This is a genomic window from Saccharopolyspora sp. NPDC050389, assembly GCF_040655595.1.
GTDB lineage: Bacteria > Actinomycetota > Actinomycetes > Mycobacteriales > Pseudonocardiaceae > Saccharopolyspora.
Genome location: NZ_JBFAKG010000119.1, coordinates 1 through 25,047 on the forward strand (window position 1 = coordinate 1; position 25,047 = coordinate 25,047).

The 25,047-nt window shown below is 66.9% G+C and carries 29 protein-coding genes and 6 pseudogenes; 24 read left to right on the plus strand and 11 right to left on the minus strand.

Translation table 11 applies throughout. The features are described from left to right. The first annotated feature begins 498 nt into the window (after positions 1–498). The 6 genes from AB0I53_RS43725 to frdD are packed head-to-tail and all read left to right on the plus strand — an operon-like array spanning position 499 to position 4,410. Positions 499–858: a hypothetical protein gene (locus tag AB0I53_RS43725; protein WP_358615499.1), complete on the plus strand. Its 360-nt coding sequence runs from the start codon at positions 499–501 to the stop codon at positions 856–858. A gap of 58 nt (positions 859–916) precedes the next feature. Then, entirely contained in the window at positions 917–1,183 is a 267-nt protein-coding gene (locus AB0I53_RS43730) for a hypothetical protein (protein WP_358615501.1), read from the plus strand. A 9-nt stretch (positions 1,184–1,192) separates the two neighbouring features. Beyond that, positions 1,193–2,938, plus strand: coding sequence for a fumarate reductase (quinol) flavoprotein subunit (gene frdA, locus AB0I53_RS43735; protein ID WP_358615503.1), 1,746 nt, complete (start codon positions 1,193–1,195; stop codon positions 2,936–2,938). A gap of 2 nt (positions 2,939–2,940) precedes the next feature. After that, a complete protein-coding gene (sdhB, locus tag AB0I53_RS43740; protein ID WP_358615505.1) occupies positions 2,941–3,678 on the plus strand; it encodes a succinate dehydrogenase iron-sulfur subunit in 738 nt (245 codons plus the stop codon). Continuing rightward, positions 3,675–4,058: a hypothetical protein gene (locus AB0I53_RS43745; RefSeq protein WP_358615507.1), complete on the plus strand. Its 384-nt coding sequence runs from the start codon at positions 3,675–3,677 to the stop codon at positions 4,056–4,058. The genes sdhB and AB0I53_RS43745 overlap by 4 nt, the downstream gene beginning before the upstream one ends. Then, positions 4,051–4,410: a fumarate reductase subunit FrdD gene (frdD, locus tag AB0I53_RS43750; protein ID WP_358615509.1), complete on the plus strand. Its 360-nt coding sequence runs from the start codon at positions 4,051–4,053 to the stop codon at positions 4,408–4,410. The genes AB0I53_RS43745 and frdD overlap by 8 nt, the downstream gene beginning before the upstream one ends. Before the next feature lie 59 nt (positions 4,411–4,469). Here the strand turns inward: frdD and AB0I53_RS43755 are convergent. Further along, a pseudogene (locus AB0I53_RS43755) lies at positions 4,470–4,670 on the minus strand (transposase); the annotation flags it as partial. Between AB0I53_RS43755 and AB0I53_RS43760 the strand changes: the two are divergent. Then, entirely contained in the window at positions 4,626–5,054 is a 429-nt protein-coding gene (locus AB0I53_RS43760) for a cupin domain-containing protein (RefSeq protein WP_358615511.1), read from the plus strand. The pseudogene AB0I53_RS43755 and the gene AB0I53_RS43760 overlap by 45 nt on opposite strands. Before the next feature lie 261 nt (positions 5,055–5,315). Here the strand turns inward: AB0I53_RS43760 and AB0I53_RS43765 are convergent, their stop codons facing one another. Continuing rightward, the gene (locus AB0I53_RS43765; protein WP_358615513.1) at positions 5,316–5,996 is read right to left on the minus strand and encodes an RraA family protein; all 681 of its coding nucleotides are present in this window, start codon (positions 5,994–5,996) and stop codon (positions 5,316–5,318) included. A gap of 26 nt (positions 5,997–6,022) precedes the next feature. Further along, positions 6,023–6,261 (minus strand): annotated as a pseudogene (locus AB0I53_RS43770) (flavodoxin family protein); the annotation flags it as partial. Between the two features lie 136 nt (positions 6,262–6,397). Between AB0I53_RS43770 and AB0I53_RS43775 the strand changes: the two are divergent. Then, positions 6,398–6,802, plus strand: a pseudogene (locus tag AB0I53_RS43775) (helix-turn-helix domain-containing protein); the annotation flags it as partial. 269 nt (positions 6,803–7,071) lie between these two features. Here the strand turns inward: AB0I53_RS43775 and AB0I53_RS43780 are convergent. Next, positions 7,072–7,548, minus strand: a complete 477-nt coding sequence (locus AB0I53_RS43780; RefSeq protein WP_358615515.1) for an NUDIX domain-containing protein — start codon at positions 7,546–7,548, stop codon at positions 7,072–7,074. A 491-nt stretch (positions 7,549–8,039) separates the two neighbouring features. On the opposite strand from AB0I53_RS43780, the gene AB0I53_RS43785 reads away from it, so the two are divergent. After that, positions 8,040–8,213 carry a hypothetical protein gene (locus AB0I53_RS43785; RefSeq protein WP_358615518.1) on the plus strand — a complete coding sequence of 58 codons (174 nt, stop codon included), beginning with the start codon at positions 8,040–8,042 and terminating at the stop codon, positions 8,211–8,213. A 680-nt stretch (positions 8,214–8,893) separates the two neighbouring features. Further along, entirely contained in the window at positions 8,894–9,070 is a 177-nt protein-coding gene (locus AB0I53_RS43790; protein WP_358615520.1) for a hypothetical protein, read from the plus strand. Between the two features lie 307 nt (positions 9,071–9,377). Here the strand turns inward: AB0I53_RS43790 and AB0I53_RS43795 are convergent, their stop codons facing one another. The 4 genes from AB0I53_RS43795 to AB0I53_RS43810 all read right to left on the minus strand — a co-directional run bounded on the left by AB0I53_RS43795 (position 9,378) and on the right by AB0I53_RS43810 (position 13,834). After that, entirely contained in the window at positions 9,378–11,162 is a 1,785-nt protein-coding gene (locus AB0I53_RS43795) for a bifunctional metallophosphatase/5'-nucleotidase (RefSeq protein ID WP_358615522.1), read from the minus strand. A 76-nt stretch (positions 11,163–11,238) separates the two neighbouring features. Continuing rightward, a complete protein-coding gene (locus tag AB0I53_RS43800) occupies positions 11,239–11,484 on the minus strand; it encodes a hypothetical protein (protein WP_358615525.1) in 246 nt (81 codons plus the stop codon). A gap of 645 nt (positions 11,485–12,129) precedes the next feature. Continuing rightward, positions 12,130–13,158 carry a GTP 3',8-cyclase MoaA gene (gene moaA / locus AB0I53_RS43805; RefSeq protein ID WP_358615528.1) on the minus strand — a complete coding sequence of 343 codons (1,029 nt, stop codon included), beginning with the start codon at positions 13,156–13,158 and terminating at the stop codon, positions 12,130–12,132. A 358-nt stretch (positions 13,159–13,516) separates the two neighbouring features. Beyond that, complete coding sequence (locus AB0I53_RS43810; RefSeq protein WP_358615531.1) at positions 13,517–13,834, minus strand: hypothetical protein; 318 nt, start codon at positions 13,832–13,834, stop codon at positions 13,517–13,519. Between the two features lie 473 nt (positions 13,835–14,307). On the opposite strand from AB0I53_RS43810, the gene AB0I53_RS43815 reads away from it, so the two are divergent. The 6 genes from AB0I53_RS43815 (at position 14,308) to AB0I53_RS43840 (ending at position 18,032) form a co-directional block, all read left to right on the plus strand. Then, the gene (locus AB0I53_RS43815; RefSeq protein ID WP_358615533.1) at positions 14,308–14,787 is read left to right on the plus strand and encodes a sugar ABC transporter permease; all 480 of its coding nucleotides are present in this window, start codon (positions 14,308–14,310) and stop codon (positions 14,785–14,787) included. Then, positions 14,787–15,662 carry a carbohydrate ABC transporter permease gene (locus tag AB0I53_RS43820; protein ID WP_358615535.1) on the plus strand — a complete coding sequence of 292 codons (876 nt, stop codon included), beginning with the start codon at positions 14,787–14,789 and terminating at the stop codon, positions 15,660–15,662. Before AB0I53_RS43815 ends, AB0I53_RS43820 begins: the two co-directional genes overlap by 1 nt. A 183-nt stretch (positions 15,663–15,845) precedes the next feature. Next, positions 15,846–16,115, plus strand: a complete 270-nt coding sequence (locus AB0I53_RS43825; protein WP_358615538.1) for a hypothetical protein — start codon at positions 15,846–15,848, stop codon at positions 16,113–16,115. A gap of 378 nt (positions 16,116–16,493) precedes the next feature. Continuing rightward, positions 16,494–16,760: a hypothetical protein gene (locus AB0I53_RS43830; protein WP_358615541.1), complete on the plus strand. Its 267-nt coding sequence runs from the start codon at positions 16,494–16,496 to the stop codon at positions 16,758–16,760. 217 nt (positions 16,761–16,977) lie between these two features. Continuing rightward, entirely contained in the window at positions 16,978–17,373 is a 396-nt protein-coding gene (locus tag AB0I53_RS43835; protein WP_358615543.1) for a hypothetical protein, read from the plus strand. Positions 17,374–17,750: 377 nt separating this feature from the next. Continuing rightward, the gene (locus tag AB0I53_RS43840; RefSeq protein ID WP_358615546.1) at positions 17,751–18,032 is read left to right on the plus strand and encodes a hypothetical protein; all 282 of its coding nucleotides are present in this window, start codon (positions 17,751–17,753) and stop codon (positions 18,030–18,032) included. Positions 18,033–18,216: 184 nt separating this feature from the next. On the opposite strand, the gene AB0I53_RS43845 is transcribed toward AB0I53_RS43840, so the two are convergent. Further along, positions 18,217–18,420, minus strand: a complete 204-nt coding sequence (locus tag AB0I53_RS43845; protein WP_132492334.1) for a cold-shock protein — start codon at positions 18,418–18,420, stop codon at positions 18,217–18,219. A 1,019-nt stretch (positions 18,421–19,439) separates the two neighbouring features. Here AB0I53_RS43845 and AB0I53_RS43850 point away from each other — a divergent pair. Continuing rightward, on the plus strand, positions 19,440–19,829 hold the full coding sequence (locus AB0I53_RS43850) for a hypothetical protein (RefSeq protein ID WP_358615549.1): 390 nt from the start codon (positions 19,440–19,442) through the stop codon (positions 19,827–19,829). A 338-nt stretch (positions 19,830–20,167) separates the two neighbouring features. Beyond that, the gene (locus AB0I53_RS43855) at positions 20,168–20,299 is read left to right on the plus strand and encodes a hypothetical protein (protein ID WP_358615551.1); all 132 of its coding nucleotides are present in this window, start codon (positions 20,168–20,170) and stop codon (positions 20,297–20,299) included. Between the two features lie 147 nt (positions 20,300–20,446). Here AB0I53_RS43855 and AB0I53_RS43860 read toward each other — a convergent pair. After that, positions 20,447–20,725: pseudogene (locus AB0I53_RS43860) on the minus strand (hypothetical protein); the annotation flags it as partial. A gap of 88 nt (positions 20,726–20,813) precedes the next feature. Between AB0I53_RS43860 and AB0I53_RS43865 the strand changes: the two are divergent. The 6 genes and pseudogenes from AB0I53_RS43865 to AB0I53_RS43890 all read left to right on the plus strand — a co-directional run. Beyond that, positions 20,814–20,978: a hypothetical protein gene (locus AB0I53_RS43865; protein WP_358615554.1), complete on the plus strand. Its 165-nt coding sequence runs from the start codon at positions 20,814–20,816 to the stop codon at positions 20,976–20,978. Between the two features lie 64 nt (positions 20,979–21,042). Beyond that, on the plus strand, positions 21,043–21,639 hold the full coding sequence (locus AB0I53_RS43870) for a hypothetical protein (RefSeq protein WP_358615557.1): 597 nt from the start codon (positions 21,043–21,045) through the stop codon (positions 21,637–21,639). Next, on the plus strand, positions 21,627–22,085 hold the full coding sequence (locus AB0I53_RS43875) for a PA14 domain-containing protein (RefSeq protein WP_358615559.1): 459 nt from the start codon (positions 21,627–21,629) through the stop codon (positions 22,083–22,085). The genes AB0I53_RS43870 and AB0I53_RS43875 overlap by 13 nt, the downstream gene beginning before the upstream one ends. Next, positions 22,085–22,264 carry a hypothetical protein gene (locus AB0I53_RS43880; RefSeq protein ID WP_358615562.1) on the plus strand — a complete coding sequence of 60 codons (180 nt, stop codon included), beginning with the start codon at positions 22,085–22,087 and terminating at the stop codon, positions 22,262–22,264. Before AB0I53_RS43875 ends, AB0I53_RS43880 begins: the two co-directional genes overlap by 1 nt. 129 nt (positions 22,265–22,393) lie before the next feature. Continuing rightward, a complete protein-coding gene (locus tag AB0I53_RS43885; RefSeq protein WP_358615565.1) occupies positions 22,394–22,525 on the plus strand; it encodes a CoA transferase in 132 nt (43 codons plus the stop codon). Beyond that, positions 22,491–23,618: pseudogene (locus AB0I53_RS43890) on the plus strand (CaiB/BaiF CoA-transferase family protein); the annotation flags it as partial. The gene AB0I53_RS43885 and the pseudogene AB0I53_RS43890, both read left to right, overlap by 35 nt. Positions 23,619–24,141: 523 nt before the next feature. Here the strand turns inward: AB0I53_RS43890 and AB0I53_RS43895 are convergent. Then, a pseudogene (locus tag AB0I53_RS43895) lies at positions 24,142–24,684 on the minus strand (TetR/AcrR family transcriptional regulator); the annotation flags it as partial. Positions 24,685–25,047 lie beyond the last annotated feature (363 nt).

The following is a 25,047-nucleotide window of genomic DNA, read 5'->3' on the forward strand; positions in this document are numbered from 1 at the left end:
GGCGAAGATCTGCAGGATGAGCAGCGTCACCGGTCGCTTCGGCGTGTGCACGTGCGCAGGCGCGTTCTCGGGGGCGTAGGTCATGGTCGGTGTTTCTCCTCTTGGGGTTCAGCGCCGGGTGCCGCCCGACGCCCAAGGGCGATCGTGGGGGACTCCGTTGGGGCGACTCGCGGTGCGACAGAAGCTCAGACGCGCACCACGCGGTGGTGGTTCGAATTCCCTTGTGACCGTTACGCGTTCGACATCATCGGCCGCCGGGGCGTGATCGCCGCAGTGTGGGGTCCGGAAAACCAGTGCCACGAGGAAGAAATCCACAGATCATCTGGGGTGTCATCGCGATTAGTGCCGAGTGTCTGCAGTGGCCTTCCATGGGTCGGTGGCGGTCGGATCGCCCGGCGATGCCGGCCGCGCCTCGTCGCAGTACCGGCACTGCGTGTCGGGCCACCGCTGAGTTCGACAGGTTGGCCTGGTCTGCATCGGCGCGGGGAAGGAGCAGGGATGAACGAGAACCCGGCGTCACCGCCGAGCATCGGCGGCATGCTGCTGGCCAGCACGGCTCCTGAACGGTTGCGGGGCTGGTACGAAAATGGGTTCGGGGTGCGCGCGACCACGACGGTTTCCTGCGATTCGGCGACGTCGGTTTGCTGGTCGAAATCCGGGACCGCCGCAGCCGGTGACCGGGGCCGAGGACTTCTCCCGGGTGCTGGAGGAGGCGCCGGGCGCGTTCGCGTTCCTGGCGTCTCCCCCGTGATGGTTCTGGCGGTGCTGGCGGTGCTGGCGGTGCTGGTGGTGCACGGAATGCGCGAAACGGAGGACGTGGAACTGGTCCGAAAACGTCGTGAGTGGTTGTCCCGGTAAGAACCGGTACAACCACTCACGAGCTTTGGGGGCGTGCCGGTGCGGCCGTATCCTCTTGTTGAGTCGGGTCACCGTCCCGCAGGGGGTGGGGGTCGTGGTCGGCGAGAACACTCATTTCCGGGAACGGGCCCCGTGCGGGTGGTTCGTGCGGGGCGTTCGGCACCGCGAGGACGACGCCGCGGGGCTGCTCATCGACGACGCGGCGTACGAATGCGGCTGCCGCCAGGTGCGGCACGAATTCCACGACGGCAGCGTGCGGATCAGGACCGTCCGCCACGACGGCAAGGTCTTGGTCGACGAGCACAGCGCCGACCGCGAGGCGTGAGGTGGGCGGATGGTGGCGGCTTCGTACGACATCGTGATCGTGGGCGGCGGAGGTGCCGGGCTGCGGGCGGCCATCGCGGTTGCGGAAACCGATCCGCGGCTGAGCGTGGCGGTGGTTTCCAAGGTCTATCCGATGCGCAGCCACACGGTTTCTGCCGAGGGCGGTGCGGCGGCCGTCGCCGGTCCCGATGACACCTTCGACGAGCACGCCTACGACACGGTGTCCGGAAGCGACTGGCTGTGCGATCAGGACGCCGTCGAGGTCTTCGTCCCTGAAGCGCGCGCGGAGCTGCTCCGGCTGGAGCACTGGGGATGTCCGTGGAGCCGGCAGCCGGACGGACGCATCGCGGTCCGGGCCTTCGGCGGGATGCGAAAGAAGCGGACCTGGTTCGCGGCGGACAAGACCGGATTCCACCTGCTGCACACGCTCTTCCAAACCGCTTTGTCCTATTCCGACATTGTGCGCTACGACGAGTGGTTCACCACCTCGCTGCTGGTCGACGACGGCCGGGTGTGCGGTGTGGTGGCAATGGAGCTGGCCACCGGCCGGATCGAGACCATCACCGCCCGCGCCGTCGTCGTGTGCACCGGCGGCTGCGGCCGGGTTTACCCGTTCACCACCAACGCGAACATCAAGACCGGCGACGGCATGGCCCTGGCCTACCGGGCCGGGGCGCCGCTCAAGGACATGGAGTTCGTCCAGTACCACCCGACCGGCCTGCCGTTCACCGGCATCCTGATCACCGAGGCCGCGCGGGCCGAAGGCGGCTGGCTGCTCAACAAGGACGGCTACCGCTACCTGCAGGACTACGATCTGGGAAAGCCGGAGCCGACACCGAAGCTGCGCAGCATGGAGCTGGGGCCGCGCGACCGGCTGTCCCAGGCGTTCGTGCACGAACTCGACAAGGGCCGCACGATCGACACGCCGCACGGCCCGATCGTGCACCTGGACCTGCGCCACCTGGGCGCGGAGCTCATCGACACCAAGCTGCCCTTCGTGCGGGAGCTCTGCCTGCAGTACCAGCACATCGACCCGGTTCGGGAGCTCGTCCCGGTGCGGCCGGTGATCCACTACATGATGGGCGGCGTGCACACCGACATCCACGGTGCCGCCGGGCTCGCGGGTCTCTACGCCGCGGGCGAAGTCGCTTGCGTGAGCATCAACGGAGCCAACCGGCTGGGCTCGAATTCCCTGCCGGAGCTGTTGGTCTTCGGCGCGCGGGCGGGCCGGGCGGCGGCCGAGTTCGCCGCGGCCGGACACGGCTCGTCGTCGGCAGTGCTGGCGCAGGGCCGAGACGAGCAGCGGCGGTTGGAACGGGAACTGGCGCGGCATGCCGAAGGCGGCGAACGCATCGCGGACATCCGCCTCGAAATGCAGGAAACCATGGAGAACGGCGCGGGGATATACCGCGACGGAGGGTCGCTGTCGAAAGCGGCCGACACGCTCGGGCAGCTCCGGGAGCGATTCGGCGCGGTGGGCCTCGACGACCACAGCCGGACGTTCAACACCGAGTTGGTCGCCGCACTCGAACTGTCCGGCATGCTCGACGTGGCCGAAACCATCGTGCACTGCGCGCTGCGCCGAGAGGAGTCGCGGGGCGCGCACCAGCGCACCGACTTCCCGGCCCGTGACGACGAGCGCTTCCTCACCCACTCGCTGATCCGCCGCCAGTCGGACGGCAGCGGCAGGGTGGAGTACCTGCCGGTGACCATCACGCGTTGGCCGCCCGCCGAGCGCGTGTACGGGAAGGACTAGCCATGGCGGACCAGATCACCTTGCAGGTAACGCGCTACCGCCCGGGACAGGACGCGGAACCGGCCGTGCAGTCCTACGAGGTGCCGCTGCGCCGGGAGTGGGTGGTGCTCGACGGCCTCAACTACATCAAGGACCAGGTGGACGGCACGCTGTCCTACCGCTGGTCGTGCCGGATGGGAGTGTGCGGCAGTTGCGGCATGACGGTCAACGGCGATCCGAAGTTGACCTGCGCGACGTTCCTGACCGATTACGCGCCCGGTCCGGTGCGGGTCGAGCCGCTGCGCAATTTCCCGGTGATCCGCGATCTCGTCGTCGAGATCGGCGATTTCATGCGGAAATTGGCGGAGGTCAAGCCGTGGCTCGTCCGCGACGAGCCGCCTCCGGAGGAGGAGTTCCGGCAGACGCCGATGGAGATGGACGAGTACAAGCAGTACAGCATGTGCATCAACTGCATGCTCTGCTACTCGGCCTGCCCGGTGTACGCGCTCGACCCCGATTTCCTCGGCCCGGCGGCCATCGCGCTCGCTCAGCGCTACAACCTCGACTCCCGGGACCAGGGTGCCGAAGACCGGCGCGACGTCCTCTCAGCGGCCGAGGGCGTGTGGGCGTGCACGTTCGTCGGCGAGTGCACCACGGCCTGTCCCAAGGGCGTCGATCCGGCGGGTGCCATCCAGCGCTACAAGTTGACGGCGGCCATGCAGTCGCTCAAGGACTTCCTGTGGCCGCGGGGGCCACGATGAGTACGGCGTACCGGAAGCCGGTGTCGCTGTTCTGGTGGCTGCGGCGACGCTCGTACTTCCTGTTCGTGCTGCGCGAGATCAGTAGCATCTTCATCGCCTGGTTCGTGGTGTACCTGCTCCTGCTGGTGCACGCTGTCTCCACCGGCGATGACCGGTACGCGCAGTTCCTCGCCTGGAGCCGCGGGTGGGTGCTGGTGCTGAACGCGGTCGCGCTGTTGTTCGTCCTGCTGCACACCGTGACCTGGTTCGGCCTCACGCCGAAGGCGGTGGTCGTTCGGGTCCGCGGCCGACGGGTCGGGCCCGCGCCGATCCTCACGTCGCAGTACCTGCTGTGGCTGCTGGTGTCCGCCGCGGTGGCCTGGGTGGTGCTGGATGGCTGACCGGCGGAGATCACCGGAACCGTTGGCGTGGCTGCTTTTCAGCATCGGCGGCACGGTCGCCGCACTGCTGGTACCAGTGCTTCTGGTGCTTTTCGGCATCGCCTTCCCGACAGGCTTGCTGCCGACGCCGAACCACGCGCACCTGCTCGCGGTGTTGCGGCATCCCGCCACGAAGATCGTGCTGCTCGGCCTGTGCGTGACGCTGCTGTTCCACTGGGCGCACCGCTTCCGCTACACCCTCTATGACGGCCTCCAGCTCAAGGAGTTCAGCGCACCCATCATCGCGTTCTGCTACGGCGCAGCCGTTCTGGGCTCCGTAGCCGCCGCGTATCTGCTGCTGCGCTCCTATTGACTCGGCCGCCAGGTGGCGAGCAGTCGTGTCAGCGCCTCAGTGGCTTCGGTGCGGCCAACGGCACCACCACTGTTGAGATCAACCGCCCAGGTCACCGGCTCGCCCTCAGCGAGCTCGACAACCTCGGCGATCAGCTCCAGCAGCGGGGTCTCGTCGTTGGCCACCCGCCGCGACAGCAACCGCGTTGCCTCGTTGTCGATCGCCACGCAGTGGTGGTGGGTCTTGCCGCCATCGATCCCGGCCCAGACGACAAGGTGCAGAACGCGATGACCGTGCTTCAGAGCGTCACCCCGTCCTTTCGGCCGGCGGACGGGGAAGTGATGACCCTGGTGATCGAGTGGCCGCCCGGCGATCCCGGGATCCCGCCGCACCACCACCCCGGCGGCCCCTGTTTCGGCTACGTGCTGGAGGGCGAAATGGTCTTCGAACTGGAAGGTGAGCCGCCGCGGGCGATCAAGGCCGGCGAGGCGTTCTGGGAACCCGGCGGAGACGTAATCCACTTTCAGGACGTCAACAACCGCACCGACATCCCTCTGCGCTTCCTCGTGACGATGATGATGGCTCCCGGTCAGCCGATGCTTGTCTTGGTCGACGACGACGAGCTCGAGCGGCGCCGTTGGATCAGACGGTCACCTGATGAGTGACCTGGTTGAGGCATGGCTGAGGAGCTGCTGGCCGCCTCGGTGACGAGCGGGTAAACCTCGACGTGGCAAGTAGCGGACCATCGCGTAGAAGTCGTACGGGCAACCGGTTCGGCAACACGGTGCTGGCGGCTGTTGCCGCACGTCTCGGCGACGCTGCGCACCCCGAGTAACTTGCTGTGCGACTGCACGGTGACGAGTTCGCCCTGTGGCTTGGACATCTTGACAGCCCGGAATGGGCGGAACGCCGAGCAGGCGAGATCACTACAGCTCTTGCCGCCCGAAGCGCCTTCCTGCCCGTAGTGCTGAAGGGTCCTCGTTGCGGATCTGAGCCAGGAAGTCCTTGTCCTCGGCTTGGATGTGTTGCGCTTCGGTCAGCACGTCCCGCACGTTGTGCGCCGGGATGACGACGGCGCCGGCGCGGTCTGCGTAGATGTAGTCGCCGGGTGTGATGCACACGCCGCCGACTTCGACGGGGATGTTGGCCGCGCACGGCATCACGGTGTCGCCGCCCGCTCGGGTGGCCTCGCCCGTGCACCAGGTGGCGAAGCGGTACCGGGCCAGTTCGTCGAAGTCGCGGAGCCGGCCGTCGCAGAGCAGCCCGGCGAGCTCGTGGTTGTGCAGGCGGGACATTTTGGTGCCACCGCCGTGCGAGACGTCCGGGTAGCCGCCGCTGGAGAGCACAAGGACCGCCCCTGCGGGGGTATCTCCTACCGCTCGGTAGAACCAGTCGGCGAATCCTGCGGTCTTGGTATCGGTGAAGTCGTCGCGGTAAGGCAGGTAAGCGATTGTCACGGCGGGGCCGAACATCGGGCGCTGCGGAGTGGGGCTGACCAGGCTCAGCACGTGCGCGCGGTGTTGGTGGGCTCGTCCCATGGCATCCACGATGGCAGCACAACCGAGGCCGGTGACCATCGTTGCCAGGTCCGTGTTCTGTCCAGTCATCGTGGACTCTCCTTTGGGGGTACCCGTCAGCGGTAGTCCGGGTTGTCGAAACCGAAGTGACAGCCCGCAGCCCACTCGGAACGCTGGTTGCCGTAGACGGACACGCCTCCAGCCTGCCGGAGCAGGGCGGCGATGTGCATGAGGTCGTAGGTCATGAAGGTGGTGTTGCGGTTGGTGAAGTCGTTGTCCGGGCCAACCCGAGCCTTCGGCCGAGGTAGCTCGGTCCGGGACCGACCTCGCCGATCCACCCCGCGCCGGCCTCAGGCATCGCAAACCTTCCGTGCACCCATCGGCGACGGCAGCCTCTTTTCAAGGAACTGGTCGTCGCAACATCTCGGGTGCGAGGAGTTGCGGTGGGAAAGTCGAAGCGGCGTCGGTTGGATCTGGCTGGGCGGGCGCCGATGCGTTCGCCTGGTCGTCCGCCGGCAGCACGGCGTGGGGGTCGGCAGCGGTTCTGGGCGGCGATCGCCGATGGTTTGTCGAGCGAGGAAGCCGGTGTGGCCGCAGGCGTGTCGCCCGCGGTCGGGGTGCGTTGGTTCCGTGAGAGTGGCGGGATGCCGTCGGTTGATCATGCGCCGCTGTCGGGACGCTACCTGTCATTCGCCGAGCGCGAGGAGATCGCGATCCTGAACGGCCGGGACTGTGGCGTGCGTGAGATCGCCCGGCGGACGGGCCGATCGCCGTCGACGATCTCGCGGGAACTCCGTCGTAACGCCGCGACTCGTAGTGGCTGTGTGGACTATCAGGCCACGACCGCCCAGTGGCACGCCGACCGGCGCACCGGACGTCCGAAGACGGCGAAGCTCCGGCGAACGACACGTTGCCCGGGCCTGAGGTCCGATGGATCGGGCGGCGCCACGGACGCCGTCAAGACCGCCGCGCGAGTGTCCACAACACAACCGTGGGGAAGCCCACTTCACCAACCCAACTGGCGAGGACGCGGAGACTGTCATCCGCGATTGGACCACGGCCTGGCGACGCGCCCCGGCCAGGATGGCCCCCCATAGGACCGACCGATCAAGCACGCATTCCCAGGGGGCTCGCCGCCTCGTGCGACAGCATGCTGCGACGGCACTCAGGCCACGTGCACCTGTGCAGGCTGTTTTAGTGCGTGTGCCAGGCGCAGTTTCATGCTCGGGTGGATGGGTAGGTCGTCCAGGGCTTCGGTTTCCACCCATGCGGCGTTGATCGTCTCTTCGTGATCCGGGCACGGTTCACCCCGCAGCGGTTTGGCGTGGAAGCACACAGCGAACTGCTGGCGCACCTCCCCGCTGGAGTACACCATGACGTGCCCCGGGGCGGTATAGACGTCGGCGAGCCCGGTCACGGTGATGAGGACGTCGGCTTCCTCGTTCACCTCACGCACGGTGGCATTGGGTGCGGACTCCCCGACGTTGACCTTCCCGCCTGGCAGTTCCCAGTTCCGGGTATCGATGCGCTGCACTAGCAAAACACGACGTTGAGCATCACGTACCACCGCGAACGAGGTGGGGGCCAGCGAGTTGGCCACGGGGGCGTTCGGGTCGTGGTAGTACTCCGTTTGTCGCGGCACACGGCAAGAGTAGGCAGCCCGGCAGGTGCCATGCTCACCGAAAGGGCTTGAGCGCGGTGGGACGAGTTTCCTGTGGCCCCGAGTCCGGCACTCTCGGTTGCCTTGCGCCCCTGTGAGTGACTGGCAGTGACCCGCAGTGCTTCAGGGACGCGCCGCTGGCCCGTGGAAAAGGAAGACCGGCTGCTCACTGTGGACGAATATCTGCAGGATTGCGGGGATCAAAGGCAAGCAACTGCGTTCGATGCGGACCAGCTTCGGAACGAGACTCACAGCCGCCTACCGCAAGCGCCGCGGGGCCAGTCCGAGGAAGGCCCCGCGGTTCGTGGATGGGACCACCCGATCCGTTTCGGTCTACACAGAACGCGATCGGGAGCTGTTCGATCAAGTCTGGGAACAGTTCTACGTGCCCTGCGAGGCCGCCTGATCAACCCCGCACCACCTCAACGGGCACCGCAACCGCGATGCCCGTTTTCTATTACAGGAGAAACACTTTGTCAGACCAACTCCGCGGCTGGCTGCGCACCGTCGTCCCCGCCGCACTCCGCAAGATCGAGCCGCACCTCCCGCCATGGGCGATCCGGCTACTGCTCGGGTCCAACACCCCACTCACCTACGAGCCGCCGGGCGTCGACGAGCCCGACCCTGGGCGGCACCGCGCCGCGTGACGTAGCGTGCCCCCGCATCCTTCCGGTTTTCGCCGGTCGGGTGCGGGGGCGTTTTCTGTTCGGCGCCTGGGCCTGCTGCACGATGCGGGTGGTCTGGTTACCTGGATTTAACGCCCACTCCCTTGACGCCACCTTCAGTCGCTCGTGAAACTCTCTGTACATGCCCTCTGACCTGCTGTAACAGGGGCGTGTGTGCCTGGTGAGACGTCGGGGGTCTTGCCGGGATTCGGGGAAGGGCGCGGGTGACCGTCGGGGGGTCACCCGCCCCATTACGCAAGGGGGCTTGCGTGCACCAAGAAGACCAGAGTTGCCACGGAGCAGCGAGGCGAAGCACCCGTGTCCAGGTCTCCCGCCGCCGGGCGCACACCGTGGGAGCGCTACGGCGCTCGATCGACCTGGAGAGGCGCGCTGCTTCGCATCAATTTGAACCGGCGCAATCCACCGAGGCGGCAATCCCCCTCCCGCGCATTGATGATGACGCGTCCCGGTGACCGGGGTGGAGCCGTGTTCATCGTTGGTGATCGGCCCGCGAGCGCCGGTGCTCGTGACGTTGTGCCCTGCCACGCATGCGAAGGGTGTTGTCGATTCTGGTCTCAGCCACATGGGCGATCTTGGCGGCCGGGTCGTGTGGCTGATGAGTATCCGGGAGCTCTTAGGAACTGATCGTGCGGTAGATCTGCGTGGTGATCTTTCGTGCGGAGCGCCGCGACTCCGCTGAGTCCGCCAAGGCCGGGATGCAGCCGCTACCGCCACAGCTGCGGGCGATCGACCGCGACGGTGTGCGTGCAGCGGGCGCCGCTGCGGCAGCGCGCCACGCGGTCGACCAGCTCGCCGTCGGTGGGAGCGCCGGGTACTAGGTCCACCTCGACGTCGACGTCCCGAACGACGCGATCATGCCGGCCGTCGACTACCGCCTCCCCGATGGGTTGACTTGGGCGGAACTGGAGAGCGTGCTGCGGACGGCACTGACTGACGTCGGCTACGCGGATGGCAGCCGCGGGGAATCGGCTGGCTCGAACTCGGCCGATTCCTCCGCGTTGCCCTGAGCGGATGGCCCGCTTCTTCGACGTTCTGCGGTTGGGGGAGCCCGGCGTGGTGACGACATAGCGATGGCGCCGGTATGCGGCTGCGCCCACGCCAGGCGTGGGCGCAGCCGCATTGGGGTCAGTCCTTGATGCGCACCCGGTCGAGCGGTGCCGGGGAGATCACCTTTTGCTCCCTGAGGTAGTCCAGGAAGACCTCGTGGTCAGGACCGTTGCGTACCGGGTCGGTGTAACCCTCGAAGGCGCTGTATCCGTCCGCTCCGATCACCGTGTACGCCAGCGCGGCCACCCGGTAGGTGCGCTCCGGATCCAGTGGCTTCCCGTCGATCAGCACCTCGCTCGGCTCGACCCGGTCGCCGACCGCCCGCGCCGGATCGTAGCTGTACGAGACATTGCGGGAGATCGCGAGCGGCGCCGACTTCACGCTGCCGTCCGCCTGCTTCTGCCACTGCTGCTCGAGAATGGCGTCGAGTTGACGTCCGGTGACCCCGACGGTGAGCACCGGGTTGCCGTAGCCGTAGGCGTTCCAGGACTCGCCGAACAGGATCCGGCCGTCAGCGTCGCCGGGGTGGCTGCCCTTCGCGAACGGCAGGTCGCCGCGGACGGCGGTGCTGCCCTTGGCGGGCTTGGCGGAGATAAGCGCCAGGTCGGCTTTGCCGTCCCGGGTGCGATTGGCGTCCCAGTAGTGGATGTCGGCGAACAGGTCGGCGGCGGTGCTCTCGCCGGCGGCGTTCGGCGTGCGGGTGAAGGAGCCGGTCTGGGTGGCCACCGGCTCGGCGAAGCGCTCGGCGCCGCGGCCGGCCCAGTAGTCGACGATCTTCTGGACCGCCGGATCCGGCGCGACATCCCGGGTTACCGCGTGGTTGACCGAGCTGGTCCGGTCCCGGATGACCTCACCGGTGCTCGGGTCGAGCGACAGCCCGATCTCGTTGATGAGCGCACCGTGGTTGCCCGCCTCGACGACCGGGCGCGGGTTGCCTTCCGGGTCGGGCAGCATGCAGTTGAAGCGCGAGTGCCAGTGGCCGCTGACCACGGCGTCGATCTCGGGGGTGACCTGCTTCGCCAGGTCGATCACCGGCCCCCAGGCGGAGTCGCACTCGTTGTAGCTCGACGTCGCGGCGGTCTTCGGGGAGCCACCGTCGTGGACGTTGAGGATGATCGCCTCGACCCCGCGCCGCTTGAGTTCCTCGGCGTACCGATTGGCCGTCTCCAGCTGGTCGAGAGCCCGCAGTCCCGGCTGGTAGGAGGTGGAGCCGGTGGGGGTGTCGGGCACCGTGGTGGTGATGAAGCCGACCGGGACGCGCTTGCCGCCGGGAGCGTCGAACCACTCGATACGGTACGGGTCCACGACCGGGCGGCCGGTCAGCTTGGAGACGATGTTCCCGGACTGGAAGTCGAAGTCCGCGCCCTGGAACCTGCCACCCGTCGAGTCGGTGAAGCAGCTGTCCTCGTTGACCGTGCCGAAGCAACGGCCCTTCTCCATGTGGTCGACGAGGAAGTCCGGCGAGACGTCCAGCTCGTGGTTGCCCATGGCCGAGAAGCGCAGGCCCATCTCGTTGAGGACCTCGATGGTCGGCTCGTCCTGGAAGGCGTCCACTTCGAAGGGCCAACCGGAGAAGTTGTCGCCGGCGGAGAAGAAGACCGAATTGCGGTGCCCGGATCGCAACGCCTTGAGGTGCGAGGCCAGATACGCTGCCCCTCCAACGGTGACCGGGGTGCCGTTGGGCCCCGGTATCTGGCCGCCCTGCCCGGGGGTGGGTGGCTGTAGGTACCCGTGGAAGTCCGTGATGCTGAGCAGCTGCACGTCAACAGGGGCTGCGGCGGTCGCCGGTGCGGCGGAGGCTGCGCCGGCGAGCAGGGTGGTGCCGGCGGCGATGGCGCTGAACCGGCGAAGGATGTTTCTCAAGGCGATGCCTCTTCCGGAGATGGATAGACGTGATCATCTCAACTTCCAGTGGTGTCCTGGTAGTGAACGGAATGCTTCACGTCGAGGCATTCGCCGTGACCGAACGATCGGGCAGCGCCGGATCGTCAGGGAATGACGGGGCATCTCCTTCGCCGAGCGGGCGGTCGATCGCAGCAAGCGCCTCGGGGCCGCCGGGTGAGGGGCTGTCAAATATGCGTTGTGCCCCAAGGGGCCTGCGTGCGGCCGAACTCCGGGCCTGATCGAAGCTCGTGCGTTTGCTGCACTGGTCCGTCGCGCCCGGTCGATCGTCTGCCTCGATCAACACCGAGATCCTCGCCTTGCACCACGAGGTCGTGGCCCCGCGGCGCCCTGTGGAGCGTCGGCAGATGTCAGGCCCCCGGGACTTGATGTCGGTTGCCGAACCGGGACCGCCCACCCCTCTACGACCTGTGGTGTGGCCGGGTGCCCTGACCCGGTGCAAAACCTGCCCTCCATCTGAAACGGCGCGTACACGCCCGGCTGCCAGGGCCAGACGTCTAACGTGTCCGGCGTGGATCGAGCACGGCCTGGCCGTGCGCAGCGCTGGCACCTCGCCGACCGCTGTCAGTGGCTCGCCTGGATCACATTCCGCCCCCATGCCTTCCGAGTGCGTAGCTGTGCGGCCGGACTCCACGGGCTCGGTGGCGATCTGGGAGATTGAGTGTCTGGTTGAGTAGTTCGACGGACAGAAGCAGGGCCACGGGCGGGCAGGCGGCCACCGCGATGGCGAACGTGCTGGGTTCGGGTTCGGGTGCGGGCAGTGCGGTGCAACCGCACTGCACACGCAGCAACCAGGTAGGGCCACTGCGTTCCTGATGGCGGCCGCGGCCGAGTTCCTCGACCGGCCGGTCAAGGCCGCGCTCAGCCGGAACAGGTCTTCACCGGGACTGACTGCCAACCGCCCCGCGCCGGGGCAGAGGAAGGGAAATCAGCCGCCGATGTAGGACATCTCGACCTTGCGGGCGCGGGTGCTTTCGGTCGTGCGAAGTTCGGAGTACCTGTCGGTGCGTCGTCCCCAGAGCGCCTGAATGTGGCTTTCCAGTTCGGCGTCGTCGGTCCCGCCGCGCAGCAACGCGCGCAGATCGTGGCCGCTGGACGCGAAGAGGCAGGTGAACAGCTCGCCCTGCGCGGACAGGCGGGCCCGGGTGCAGGTGCGGCAGAACGGCTCGGTCACCGAGGCGATGATGCCGACCTCGCCGCCGTCGAGGTAGCGGTAGCGCCGGGCCACTTCGCCGGTGTAGTCGGGGTCCGCGGGCTCGAGGGGCCACGCGGCGTGTAGACGGTCGACGATCTCGCGGGCGGGTACGACGTCGGTCATCCGCCAGCCGTTGGTGGTGCCCACATCCATGTACTCGATGAACCGCACGACGTAACCGTGCTCGCGGCCGAACCCGGCCAAGTCGAGGACGTCCGAGCCGTCGTTCATACCGCGCTTGACCACGGTGTTGACCTTGATCGGGGCCAGACCCGCCTCCTCGGCGGCGGCGATGCCGCGCAGTACCTGGGAAAGCGGCACCCGGGTGTCGCTGATCCGCGCGAACCGCTCCGCGTCCAGCGAATCGAGGCTGACCGTCACCCTCGACAGGCCCGCATCGCGCAGGCCTCGTGCCTGCGCCGCCAGCAACGAACCGTTCGTGGTCAGCGCGATGTCGTCGATGCCGTCGACCTCCGCCAGCATCCCGACGAGCTGGTCGAGCTGCCGACGCAGCAGCGGTTCCCCGCCGGTCAGCCGGATCTTGCGCACGCCCTGGCGGGCGAAGACGCGCGCCAGCCTGGTGATCTCCTCGAAGGTGAGCAGCTCCGAACGGTCCAGGAACAGGTGGTCCGCCCCGAAGACCTCCCGGGGCATGCAGTACCGGCAGCGGAAGTTGCACCGATCCGTGACGGAGATCCGCAAGTCCCGCAACCACCGGCCGAACCGGTCCGGCACCTGGCTGTTGGCGTCCCCGTTGCGCATCGCGCCTCCCGCGTGGCGGCTCCGCCTTCGATGGTGCAACCGCTGCGGACCTGGCGGCAACCGGCGCCCGTCCGTCCGGAAACGCGAGGGGACGGCGGTGCAGGCGTTGCGAAAGTGCCAGCGGTCGGCGGAACTTCTGCGTACCCGCCACCAGGGGGATGTTCCGGAAGCGCTCGGATGACGAACGCGCCGATGCCTTGGCCGGTGGTCTCCCTCGTATGGCGGCTCACGACGTGCGATCTCGGCAGGCCAGGAGTAGGCAGGACCTCTCGTAGCCCGCTGGCAGGTCGGTGCGCCGTGCCCGGCGTAGCGAATCCTTGCCAGGCCTGGAACATGTAGGAGGTTCACAAATGACACGTCAGCTGAGCACCGAGATGCAGCAGTGCATCGACATGTGCCACAAGTGCCATGACATCTGCGAGCAGATGTTGTCTCGTTGCATGGAAATGCGCAGTGAACAGTCGATGCAGCTGAGCATGATGATGATGTCCTGCGCGGACATGTGTCGCATGTGCGCGGACATGATGATGCGCTGTTCGAGCATGACGGAGGCCGGCGCGGACATGGTGCAGATGTGCGTGCGAATGTGCAGCATGTGCGCCGACATGTGCGAGATGTCCGCCGAGATGTGCAGGCAGGTGAACACTCCGGAGATGACCGAACTGGCGGACGTCATGACTCGGTGCGCGGATATGTGCCGACAGATGACGCCGCAAGCGATGCAGCCTGCCTGATCGGAGCCGGACCACGTCCGCTGCCTGACATCCGCAGGAGCGGCGGACGTGGTCCGACGATCCTGCGCGTCAATCGTTCTGGCTGAGCCGTCGTCTGCCTCCACGAATCGGCTGCGCCGATCGCAGGTCGACGGACCCTGGCGGTGAGCTCGCATCGATGTTGTGCCGCAGGCGGCGGATCTGCCGCTGCCCCTGTTCGGGCCCGTCGAAACCCGCGGGTTGGCTTATCTTTGTGGTGTCCCGGAAAGCGCTGCTGGGGTTGTTCATACGCGGCGACAAGGAGCACCCATGCCTCAACAGGACGAGGGCAGACCCGGTCCGGCGACCACTGCGACCGAGATCCCAAGTAGAAATCTCCCCGGCGTTCCCTACGCCGACCTTCCGGAAGTACGGCCGTTGCTCGCCGATCGACTGGGTGCTGCGGCAGTTCGGCGCTCTCGGTCCCGCGCAGAACATGTACTGGCATGGCCAGCCGGGGCTGGCCATGCTGTCAGTGATCGCGGTGCACGTTTGGCGGCTCACACCGTTGGCCGCCGTCATCACGATGGTCGGCCTGCTGGCGATCCCGAGGGAAATCGAGGAGGCCGCGCGCGTCGACGGAGCGAGCTTCTGGCGGCGGATGTTCGAGGTGACGGTTCCGCTGGTGCTGCCGATCGTCGCGGTGGCGGCGCTGTTCGGCGCCATTTTCACCTTCACGGACATGGCGGTGGTCCGGGTGCTCACCCGCGGCGGACCGAACGACTCCACCCAGCTGTTGGCTAGCTGGGCGTTCTACCGGGGTATCGAGGGCGGCGACGTTGCACAGGGTGCGGCGATCGCGCTGTTCCTTTTCCCGCTGCTGTTGGCTGCGGCGATCGCGATTTTGCGGGCGGTGCGCAGGTTGGAGGTGCTGTGATGACCGCCGGAGCAGCCGGGCCGCGCCGGCGCTATGCGCATCGGCGCCTCGCGTCCCGGATCGGCGTCTACGCCGCGGCGATCCTCGGCGCATTGGTGTGTGCCGGGCCCTTCCTATGGAGCGTGGTGACGGCGTTCAAGCAGAACCGCGACCTCTACAACCCGCAGAACAACCCGTTCGTGTTCAACCGTCCGTCCACGGCCGACCACGTTGGATACCTGTTCACTGACACCGCCTTCGTCACTTTTGCCTGGAACACGCTATGGTCCGGCCTGCTGGTGGTGGCGATCACGCTGGCGTTGAGCCTGCCCGCGGCGTATGCGCTGGACCGTTTCGGCCTGCGCTGGGCGACTCCGATGGCAATCGGAATCTTCCTCGTTTACCTGGTTCCGCCGAGCTTGCTTTTCCTGTCGCTGGGGCGGGCCGTGGTGGCCTTCGGCCTGCAGGACTCCACTTGGTCGCTGGTGCTTGTTTACCCGACGATCACGATCCCCGTGTCGGTGTGGCTGCTGATGGGATTCCTCAAGGCGATCCCGAAGGACATCGAGGAGCAGGCGATGGTCGATGGCTACAGCCGGGTGGGTGGATTCGTGCGGGCGGTGCTGCCACTGCTGTTCCCCGGCATCGTGGCGGTGGTGGTGTTCGCCTTCACCCTTGCCGCAAGCGAGTTCATCTACGCCCTGGCGTTCGTGGCGCCGACCGACCAGATGCCGGTGAGCACTGGCGTGCCGACCCAGCTGGTCCGGGGCGACGTGTTCTTCTGGCAGTCGCTGCAGGCGGCCACCGTGCTGGTTGCGGTGCCGATAGCGCTCGTGTTCAACCTGTTCCTGGACAAGTTCGTCGCGGGGTTCACCATGGGCGCGGTGAAGGGCTGAGCTGTTCCTCGCTACCTTCGTCGTGTCAATGCATTCCGGCGACGTAGGCGCGTTGAAGCATCCACGGACGTCGCATGCGAAGTGTGAAACAGTCGCTGCGGGAATCCACGAGGTTGGAGCTTCGGGGCCGGGAGCGGGCGTGTTGCCTCGCGTGGAGCAGTTCACCAACGCGCCGACCTGAGCGTGCACGGCATCGTCGAGGGGCGGGAGGTCGCCGTCGGGCGCGCCAAGCTGTTCACCGACCGCGGTCGTGCGTGGACGTCTGATCCGTCCCAAGTGGACGTCGATTCGCTGGGACGCGATCTCCGCGCGGAGGTCGATGCCGAGGTCCGCTTCGACGCGGGTACCCGCGGCGCGTACTCGACGGATGCGTCGAACTACCGCCAGCGACGGCACCATCCGCGACAAGCGCACCGTGCCGCCAGGCCACGACCCTACCCGCCACCCGGCTGAACCCGACCCAGGGCAGTGATTCATTCGACGGTCCATCACACCGCGAAGGGTCTCCAGGGGCCCGTCGGATGATGGCACTCTTTCGGGCGATGACACCGGTAACTCGTTCGTACGGGATGTGTCCGGAATATGCCGATCACGCGGTCGAAGCCGCACCATGGCATTCCTGTCCCCGGCAAACCAAGTGCGGCGTGGGGGCAGCGGCGGGTGGGTGACCGTGAATTGACGCGGGGGCGCGCGTCATCCACCCGTCTTCAACGTTTCTGCCCCGCCCGCCTCGGTGTGCGGGTTTCGCGTCCCCTGACGCGGCCTCAAGTAGGGGCCGCTTGACTGCCGATGGGAACAGGTATGAGGCACGGCAGGCAACCATGCGGGACGGTGCCGGATCCGGAACTGTTGGCGCAGGTCCGCAACCTGGCGGAGGTGGCGGCCGGTCTCGCTCCGGCAGCGGCCGCAGCCGCGTTCGAGGTGCTGGTGAACGTTCACGGAAGGGCGGACGTCGAGGCGGCTGTGCGCCAGGTGGCCGGCCTCAGTCGCGCCGATCTGGCCCCGTCGGCCGGTGAGGTGGTGGAGGGCTGCGTCGTGGCCAGCACCGGCATTTCCCGTGCCTCCGCTGCCCCTGGTCAGCAGCGCGTAGGCCGGTGAGCCCGCATGCGGAGGTCAAAGCGACGTTGGCGCCGCAGATCGTGACGTTCGTTCTGGTTATTCCTGCTGTCTCTTCCGGGTTTTCCACACGCTGACCGGTCGATGTGCGGGGTTCCCTTGCCCGGTTTAGGTTTTCGTAGGCGAGGGTTTCTACGTTGACGTTCCATCCTCGCCAGCGGTCCTGGGCGGTTCCCCGCCCTACAACGGCGGACAGCCGGTGATCCACCCGCAGCCGGCCGGCGTCGCCGTCACCGACAGCGCGGCCCGCTACGTCGGCTGGCATGCGATCACGATCCTGCGGGTCGCGCCGGATCCGCAGGACGTCATGCGGGTGTACTTCTTCAACCCGAACAACGACAGCGGCCAGGACTGGGGCGACGGCGTTGTGGTCTCCACCGCGGGTAATGGTGAGCGGTTCGGTGAGGCCTCGCTGCCGTTCGACCAGTTTGCCTCGCGGCTCTACATCTTCCACGCCGACCCGCTCGAGCGCGGCGAGCCGGAGAGGGTGCCCGCCGAGGACGTCGCGCGGATCATCGGCTACATCGAACGCAGCTGGGGGGCCGACCGGCTGCCGGCGGGAAGGCTGCAGGCCTCGAAGGACCCGCAGTCCTGACCCGCATGCTCCTGGCCGTCGCGGCGCGGGAACCGGCAAGAGTGGTGGAGAAGGCCAACCATTCCGCGGCGCAACACTGGTGGATGGCGGACCCTGAGCGACGACGCCACGATCGCCGCCGCGCAGTCCTCTTTGGACGGCCTGTGCGCACGGCGGCACCCGGGGCAGCGGGTCACGGTCGCCGAGCTGGTCGAGCAGCGCACTGTCAGACCGCAGGCACTGGTGTCCTTCCTCTGCAACTCCTAATTGGTCCAGCCTGGCCTGGCTGGAGCATGGGTGAACGTCCACCACCGGCTCGGCGCCGACATTCTCCGGATCGTCACCATCGCAGGTGCGTCGTCGCCGCCCATCGGAGCGCTCCTGAAGGTGCTGGGCGGGTGGTGCGCGATGCCGTCTCGGCCGAGGGCGGCAGCGTGCTGCCGCGATCTCTAGGCCGGGTCGGGGTCGAACGGCATGCGCAACCGGCGCATCCCGGCATCGCTGTGGTCAGCGATTGGGTGGTGCTGCTCGGGGATGGCCCGGGAGTGTTCGGGTTCGGCGAATTGGACCGGACTCACCGCGCTCGGGCCACGGGTGCACCCGCCGAAAGCCGGTTCCGGGTGGGAGACCCGGTCGATGACCGGCAGATCGCGGTGCCGTCGGCGCGGGTGGTGCAGTGATGTTGATGTGGTGATGGCATTCCTTCCTGTCCCGTGGCCGATCCAGTCCACCGCCTGGTGGCGGCAATACGGATCGATGCGGGCAGTGCGCGGAGGGCGACGAGGCGGGGTGGTGCGCTCGCCGAACGCTCCGGTGGCTCCCCACCCGAGTGGGTGAGGAGCCACCGGAGAACAGAGAGGGTTGTCAGACCACGCGCACGAGGTCGGCCTGCGGGCCCTTGGGACCCTGGCTGACCTCGTAGGTCACCTGCTGGTCCTCCTCCAGGCTCCGGAACCCGCCGGCATCAATCGCCGAGTAGTGCACGAACACGTCCGGCCCGCCCTCGTTCGGAGCGATGAAGCCGAAGCCCTTTTCCGAGTTGAACCACTTCACGGTTCCGCTAGTCATGCGTGTCTCCTCCTGGGAGCTGAGGTATGACGGACGACCACATCGTGCGGAGGCCCGGGCCGGGGGATCTCAGACGGCGGCTAACTCCAGCTACGACCAAAGAAAGAAGCTCGCCCGCATCAACATCCTGCGAGCATGCACAAAACACGAACCCAGAAACAACGACCACCACCGACCCTACACGTCACTCGGCCGCCGTCAACCCAGACGCTGCGACGATCGCCAGCTGTGCGGCTCAGGGCCCGGCTTGGCGTGTTCGGCGAGTGGGTCTTCGAGTCTGGTGATCCGACACGCAGCGGCGCCCGGGGTGCCCTAGTCGACCCGTTGTCAGGCACGCTCTGGCCCGCCGCAGCTGACGGCGGGAAAACGGCGACGTCCACCCTCCGAGCGCTGCGGGACGATCAGCCCCGCCTCCTCCGCGGACCGCCGCCTCCGGTGACCTCGTCACCCTGCCCGAACTATGGACGAGTCCGCCGACCGGGCAGCACAAGACCGCGCTGTCCTCGAAGACTAATGCGACGCAGACTTGGCCCCCGTTTGATATGCCCTGGTTGGTACTGTCTCGTGCAGTGTGAAGTCCGGACGTCGACGACAGTTGCCGTAATCAAGGCCCGACGTAGCCTGGCGGCAAACCGAGCGGTGCCAACGGTCGCAGCGCTTCCCTGGCACCTTCAGGGAGCACTGGACGTCTCGGTGCGCGCAAGATCACGTACGGGATGAAGGTCGTGGCCGCCCGTGCCTGACCGCGTTGATGGCAAAGGGGACAGGTCCTGCGTCGCTGACTCGGAGACAGACTCGATGAGTAAAGGCAGCCGGACGACCATGCATGGGTAGTCCTGGTGAATGGGCGTCCCGCTCGGCATGCATTGAGCTCTATCCGGGAATAGTGTTTCCCTGTCGCCCTGCCCTGAAGCATCTCAGACAGCTGAATTGAGGAGATTGCTCGGGGTGGGACTTCATTCACGTTTTCCGCGTCGAAAGGCCACGCAGTGCGTGAAAGACTCACGATCACACTTTCGGTGACGATCACGACCGATCCTGTCGCTTGGTACCGCGCGCACGGCGCGGACGCCGGTGTTGACCTTCCCGCCTACCTGCTCACCAGCCTGCGGGATCTTCCTCGGATCCGTGCCACCGGCAGCGGAGTCCGGCTGGCCCATCTCAGTCGGCGCGGGCGTGGTGCCGCACGCCAACTGCCTCAACACCGTTCGCCGGACCCGCAGCCATTCCTCGGCGAGGTCAGCGCCATCAATCGGCGCCGAGCAAGGCGGCACCGGCTCGACACGGAAGAACATTCGTCGCTGACTTGCCTGCTGTCGGACATCGCGAATCCTCTGCTGAGCCTGCTGCGAGGTGCCAACGCGCAAATCCCGCAGAACCCATCCGGGAAGTACCTGCGATCGGCTTGACAGCAGTCAAGCCTGATTGGGCGGTCTGACGGTCCAGCTATTCAGAGCGTCCCTGATACCGACCGCGGCGGTTCCGACGCCGGCGTCTGCGGGAGCTCCGCTTGATGGCCCCTCGGCCGCAGCACCTCGGTGGCTTCTGGCACCGCGGCATCAGTCGCGATGAATGGTTCGGGCCGGGCAACCTGGTCGAGTCAGACCGATTTCGGTGCTCATGTGCTTCTTCTTTAGCCCTTGTGGGTGATCATTACAGGGGGCGCCCGGCGAGCGTAACGCCGGTGGCGTGGCCTGCGATGGCTTAGCAAGATCATGTGTTCGGAAGTGGAAGGGGCAGCACGGCCATGGCTGTCGGGGGTGGGTACAGCGCGGTGTCGTTGGTGGATCGGTTGCGTTTTGCCGGGCTGGTGTTGTGGGCGATCTCGCTGCCGGTGCTGCTTCCGCTAGTTGTCATGTGGTTGTTCGGCAACCCGTGACTCGGCTCGTCGCTTTCTCGTCGCGACCTCGGAGTTGCCGAACCCCACGGCTTCGTGGTTCGACGCTCGAGTAGATGCTCAGCGGGTTGGCTGTGGGCGCGTACCGCCCGTCCGCGGTCAACGCCCTGCGGGACATGGCCTTCGACTTCACTGGTGGCGGTATGCGGTGGTGACTCCGGTGGTGGCGTTCCCTTCGATGTAGCCGCCTTGGAAGTCGGTTCGGCGTCCGGCGGGCACCGGGTATTCGTTGCTGGTGGGGTAGCCCAGCCAGGACGTTTCCCAGCCGAGGGCGCTCCAGTGCTCCCGGATGGCTCCGTAGACGAGGTGGGCGTCGGTGGTGGGTGTCCAGTAGATGGAGGTGTTGTGGGTGAAGTGGTTGTAGCGACCAATACCGTCGGGCGTGCTCAGTTCGTCGGTGGTGGGGTAGACGCAGGATGCGGCCGGTGTGGTGAAGGTGGTCCTGCCGCCGATCGAGGCATTGGATTCCTCTGGTAGCGGTGACAAGGCGCCTGCGATGACCGGTGGCCGCTACGAGCTGAGCCAGGACGGACCACAGTGGATCCTCACCGTCGCGATCGATGAGAAGTGGCTACAAGCGCCGCAGCGGCAGTATCCGGTCTTCGTGGATCCGACGATGTCGTTCGGTGGCGCCGCGCGCTTACCGCTCGGATGGGGATGAGTGCGCGAACCGCGGGTTGCGGGTAGGCAACAGCCAGGCGGCGGGTGCCACGTACAACCGCAGTGTGTTCAATGTGGACTATTCGCCGTTGTTCGGTAAGACGGTGGTCGGTTCGCGCCTGGATGTCTGGAAGGTGCCGGGCTACGTCGGGTCGGTGAAGTCGTGGAACACCGACCTCTACCACGCCTCCGGTTTCGACTTCAACAGCGTGGGCGGCTACGTCGCCAGCACCTACGTGGGCGACGCGGGGCATTTCTCCGGCGACGGCCTGACCGGGGTCATCCGCTACCTCGTGGAGCGGGGAAACCCGACCGCGTGGTTCATGCTCATCGGCCACGAGCAGGCCGGAGTGTGGACCTACAAACACCTCGACGCGACACTGCTCGTTCACGTGGGATCGGCACCGCCGGCCGCGCCAATGGTCGCCCCGGCGGACAACGCGACGGTGGCGACCATAACACCGACCTTGCAGGTGGGGGCCGTGTCGGATGCCGATGGGGAGGCGGTGAAGTACTGCTTCCGAGTCGCCACCGGCCCGGACGCCAAGACCGGTGTGGTGGTCGAGCCCGGCTGCCTGGGCACGCCACAGTGGACCGTCCCGCCGGGGTGTTGCAGGACGGTGTGGCCTACACCTGTCAGGTCACCACGGTGGCGAACCTGACCAGCACGACCTCGTCTTGGGTGGGGCATGTCAAGGTCGATCTGCGCATCGGTGACCACGGCCCGTCCCCGACCGATGATGTCGGGCCTGTCGAAGTGAACCTGGCCAACGGCAACATCTCCACCCAGGTGTCCTCGCCGACGTTCACCACGGTCGGCGGAACCGCGGGCGTGTCGTTCTCCTACAACTGGCAGCAGACCGATCCCAAGGGGCTGCGCGCGTCGTACTTCAAGGATCTCAACCGCAACACGGTGATTGATGACGGTGTGCAGCCGACGCTGGTGCGCACCGAGCCGCAGGTCAACGTGGACTGGGGCACGGCCTCCCCGTTCGCCCCGGCGCTACCGGCGGATGACTTCATCGTCCAGTGGAGCGGTTTCTTCCAGGTCCCGGCCACCGGCACCTACTTGTTCGCCGGGGTGCACGACGACAAGACCACGGTCTGATGGCATTGGTGTCCACCCGGAGACGTCGGCGCCTACGACGACCCGTACGGCGAACCCGCACGACAGCAGGCGTCGTCGCCCCGGACAACGTGCCCAACAAATCGGTCAACTCGATCCTGACCGGCACTTCGGAGATCCAGCGCAACGGCATCGCGCAAGGCATCGCCTTCATGGCCTGACCGACCCCTTCACCCACGGCAAGACAGGTGCCCTCCATGACCACCCCCGCCGGCCCCTCATGGTCCACGCTGACCGGCAAGCGCATCCTCGACCTCTCCCGGCTTCTGCCCGGCCCCTAGCCGACATCCCTGCTCGCCGACCTCGGCGCAGACGTCATCAAAATCGAAGCGCCCAGCCTCGGCGACCCGACTCGCATCGCCCCCGACCTGTTCGACACCCCTCAACCGCAACAAACGCTCCGTCACCCTCAACCTCCGTGACCAAGACGACCGGGACATCTTCCTGGACCTGGTGCGCACCGCCGACGCAGTCGTCGGGAGCTACCGGCCTGGCGGCCTGGACGCATTCGGCCTGGGCTACGACACCCTCCACGAGGCCAACCCGCGGCTCGTCCTGTGCTCACTCAGCGGCTACGGACAGACCGGCCCCTACGCCCAAAAACCAGGCCATGAACTCAACTTCCTCGGCCTGTCCGGCTTCTTCACCGTTCCCGGACGCCTCGACGGCCAGATCACACGACCAGGCGTGCGCATCGGCGACATGGCAGGAGCGATGCACGCCGCCCTCGCGCTGACCGCCGCACTAACCGGGAACGCCGAGGGCCAGCACATCGACGTCTCCCTCAGCGAATCGATCACAGCCTGGTGCTCACTGTTCGCGCTGCCCCTGCGCAACATCCCAGACCCCCTCGAAGCCGGCCTGGTCCAGGGCGACAACGACATCTTCACCACCGCCGACGGACGCCACCTGTCGCTCGCCACCTTCGAGGACAAGTTCTGGCACCAATTCCGGACCGAACTCTCCGACGAATTCCCCTCACTGGACACACCCGCCTACGACCAACGCGCCGCCCGCACAGCGGCCAAACAGGCCGTGAACAACCTGCTGCGCAACATCTTCCATGCCCGTGACTTCGACTGGTGGCGCAAACGGCTGACCGACCTCAACGCCCCCTGGGCCCCCGTGCTCACCAGCCCGGACGAGATTGTGGCCGACCCACATGCCATTGCCCGGCAGCTCTTCAGTACACCGTCCGAGCCTGCCACCTGCCCCCAGGCCCGTTTCCCCGTGACATTCGGAGCCGGCCTCGACACCTTCCGCCGTCCAGCCCCGGCCCTCGGCGAGCACACCCAAGAGCTGCTCAACGAACTCACCCCGCCACCACACCAACAACCACAGAGACGGCATCGTCGATCTGCTCGTCGGACAGGCCGCGTCGGCGCATCGGAACGCCGTGACGGTGGAGGATCGCGCTGGCGGTACGGCGCTCGATACCGAACTGATCACCCAGCTCGGAGACGGTGGAGCCGGATTGGTAGCCCTCGATCAGTTGTCTCGCTTGGTCGTCGTTGAGCTGCCGGGCGCGTCCCGGCCGTTGCCGCTTCGGTGTCGGTCGGGCGGGCACCTCCAGGTCCGGTAGCTTCCGTCGCAGTGTTTCCAGTGCGCTGACCTGGTCTTTTGTGTTCGAGTAAGCTCCCCGACCTCCACGTATGGAATGGCCCGCTGACCTGCGCTTGCGCGCCGGTCAGCGGGCTATTTGGTGTTATGGGTAGATCTTGGCGTAGGGCGGCGTCTCGGGTTTCGGCGATTGTTGAGAGGAGTTTGGGGATTGGTTTCGGGAGCCGCGAAATGGGGTCACGCGGTGGGAGTAGATCTGCGTCCCCTCCTTGGGTGATCTTGGAAGGTGCGTCGCGCCGGGGGGTCGAACCGGCTGAGTGCGAATAGCGGATCCGTTGAGAAGCACGGTTGAGCCTGAAATGCGCTGTCGGAGGTTCGGATCAAGGCCCGGCGGTCACGCGCATTGAAGTCGGTTTCGGGCTCAAGGAGTACGAACCGCGGACCTCGCAAACGCGCTGCGTCCTGGCGGTAGCTGCGGTCACGTTCCTTCGGGCGAGCGCGGGTCGGCGCTGTGGCCCCACACGCCGTCACCGAGGAGGCGTCGCAGAGCCGTTTCGGCGACGCGTTCGAGTTCGGCGCGTGGGACGCCGGAGGCCGCTTGGACGGCGATGCCGTCGGTGATCGTGTGCAGCAGCCGGGCCAGGGTTGCCGGGTTGGCTCCGGCGGGCAGGTCGCCCAACTGCGCCAAACGCCTGCGCAGTGCGGCCTCGGCGGCTTTGCGTACGGCGGTCGCGTCCTGCCGGGCGCGCTCGGCCCCGGGCGCGCACCCGTGGACACAGTTGACGGTGAGGCATCCTCGCGAGGTTTCGTCGCCTGCGGTGAGTTCGATGCTGCCGAGGACCAGGCGTTCGGCGAGTTCGCGGAATGTCGGTGCGGCAAGCGCCGCCTCCGCGAACGCGCCCGGTCCGCGCAGGTAGCGGCCGAGGGCCTTGGCGAACAGGTCCTCCTTGTTCCCGAAGGCGGCGTACATGCTGGGCTTGTTGATGCCCATCGCGCCGGTGAGGTCCGCCAGCGACGCACCCTCGTAGCCTTGGCGTCAGAACACCTCCAGCGCGCGGTCGAGTGCTGCGTCGGCGTCGAATGCGCGCAGTCTGGGTAAGCGCATCGGGTGGATACTGCGAACAGGACAGCTTCGGCGGCTGCGTTGTGTTTCCGGTTGGACATAATAGTTACTCGTTGTCATACGGATCCGACAGTTCATCCGTCTCTGAGACCGGTTGGTGACAGGGATGTTCCGCTTGATCAGCCTGACGCACGGGGATTCACCAGCATGGTCCACTCGCCGACGTCGCTAAGGGCGTGTCTCATTTGGATCTTGGTCGGGTTTGCGGGCATGATCTTGGTCGTGGTTGATGAGCTGTCGCGGAGGTTGGTGCCTGATGAG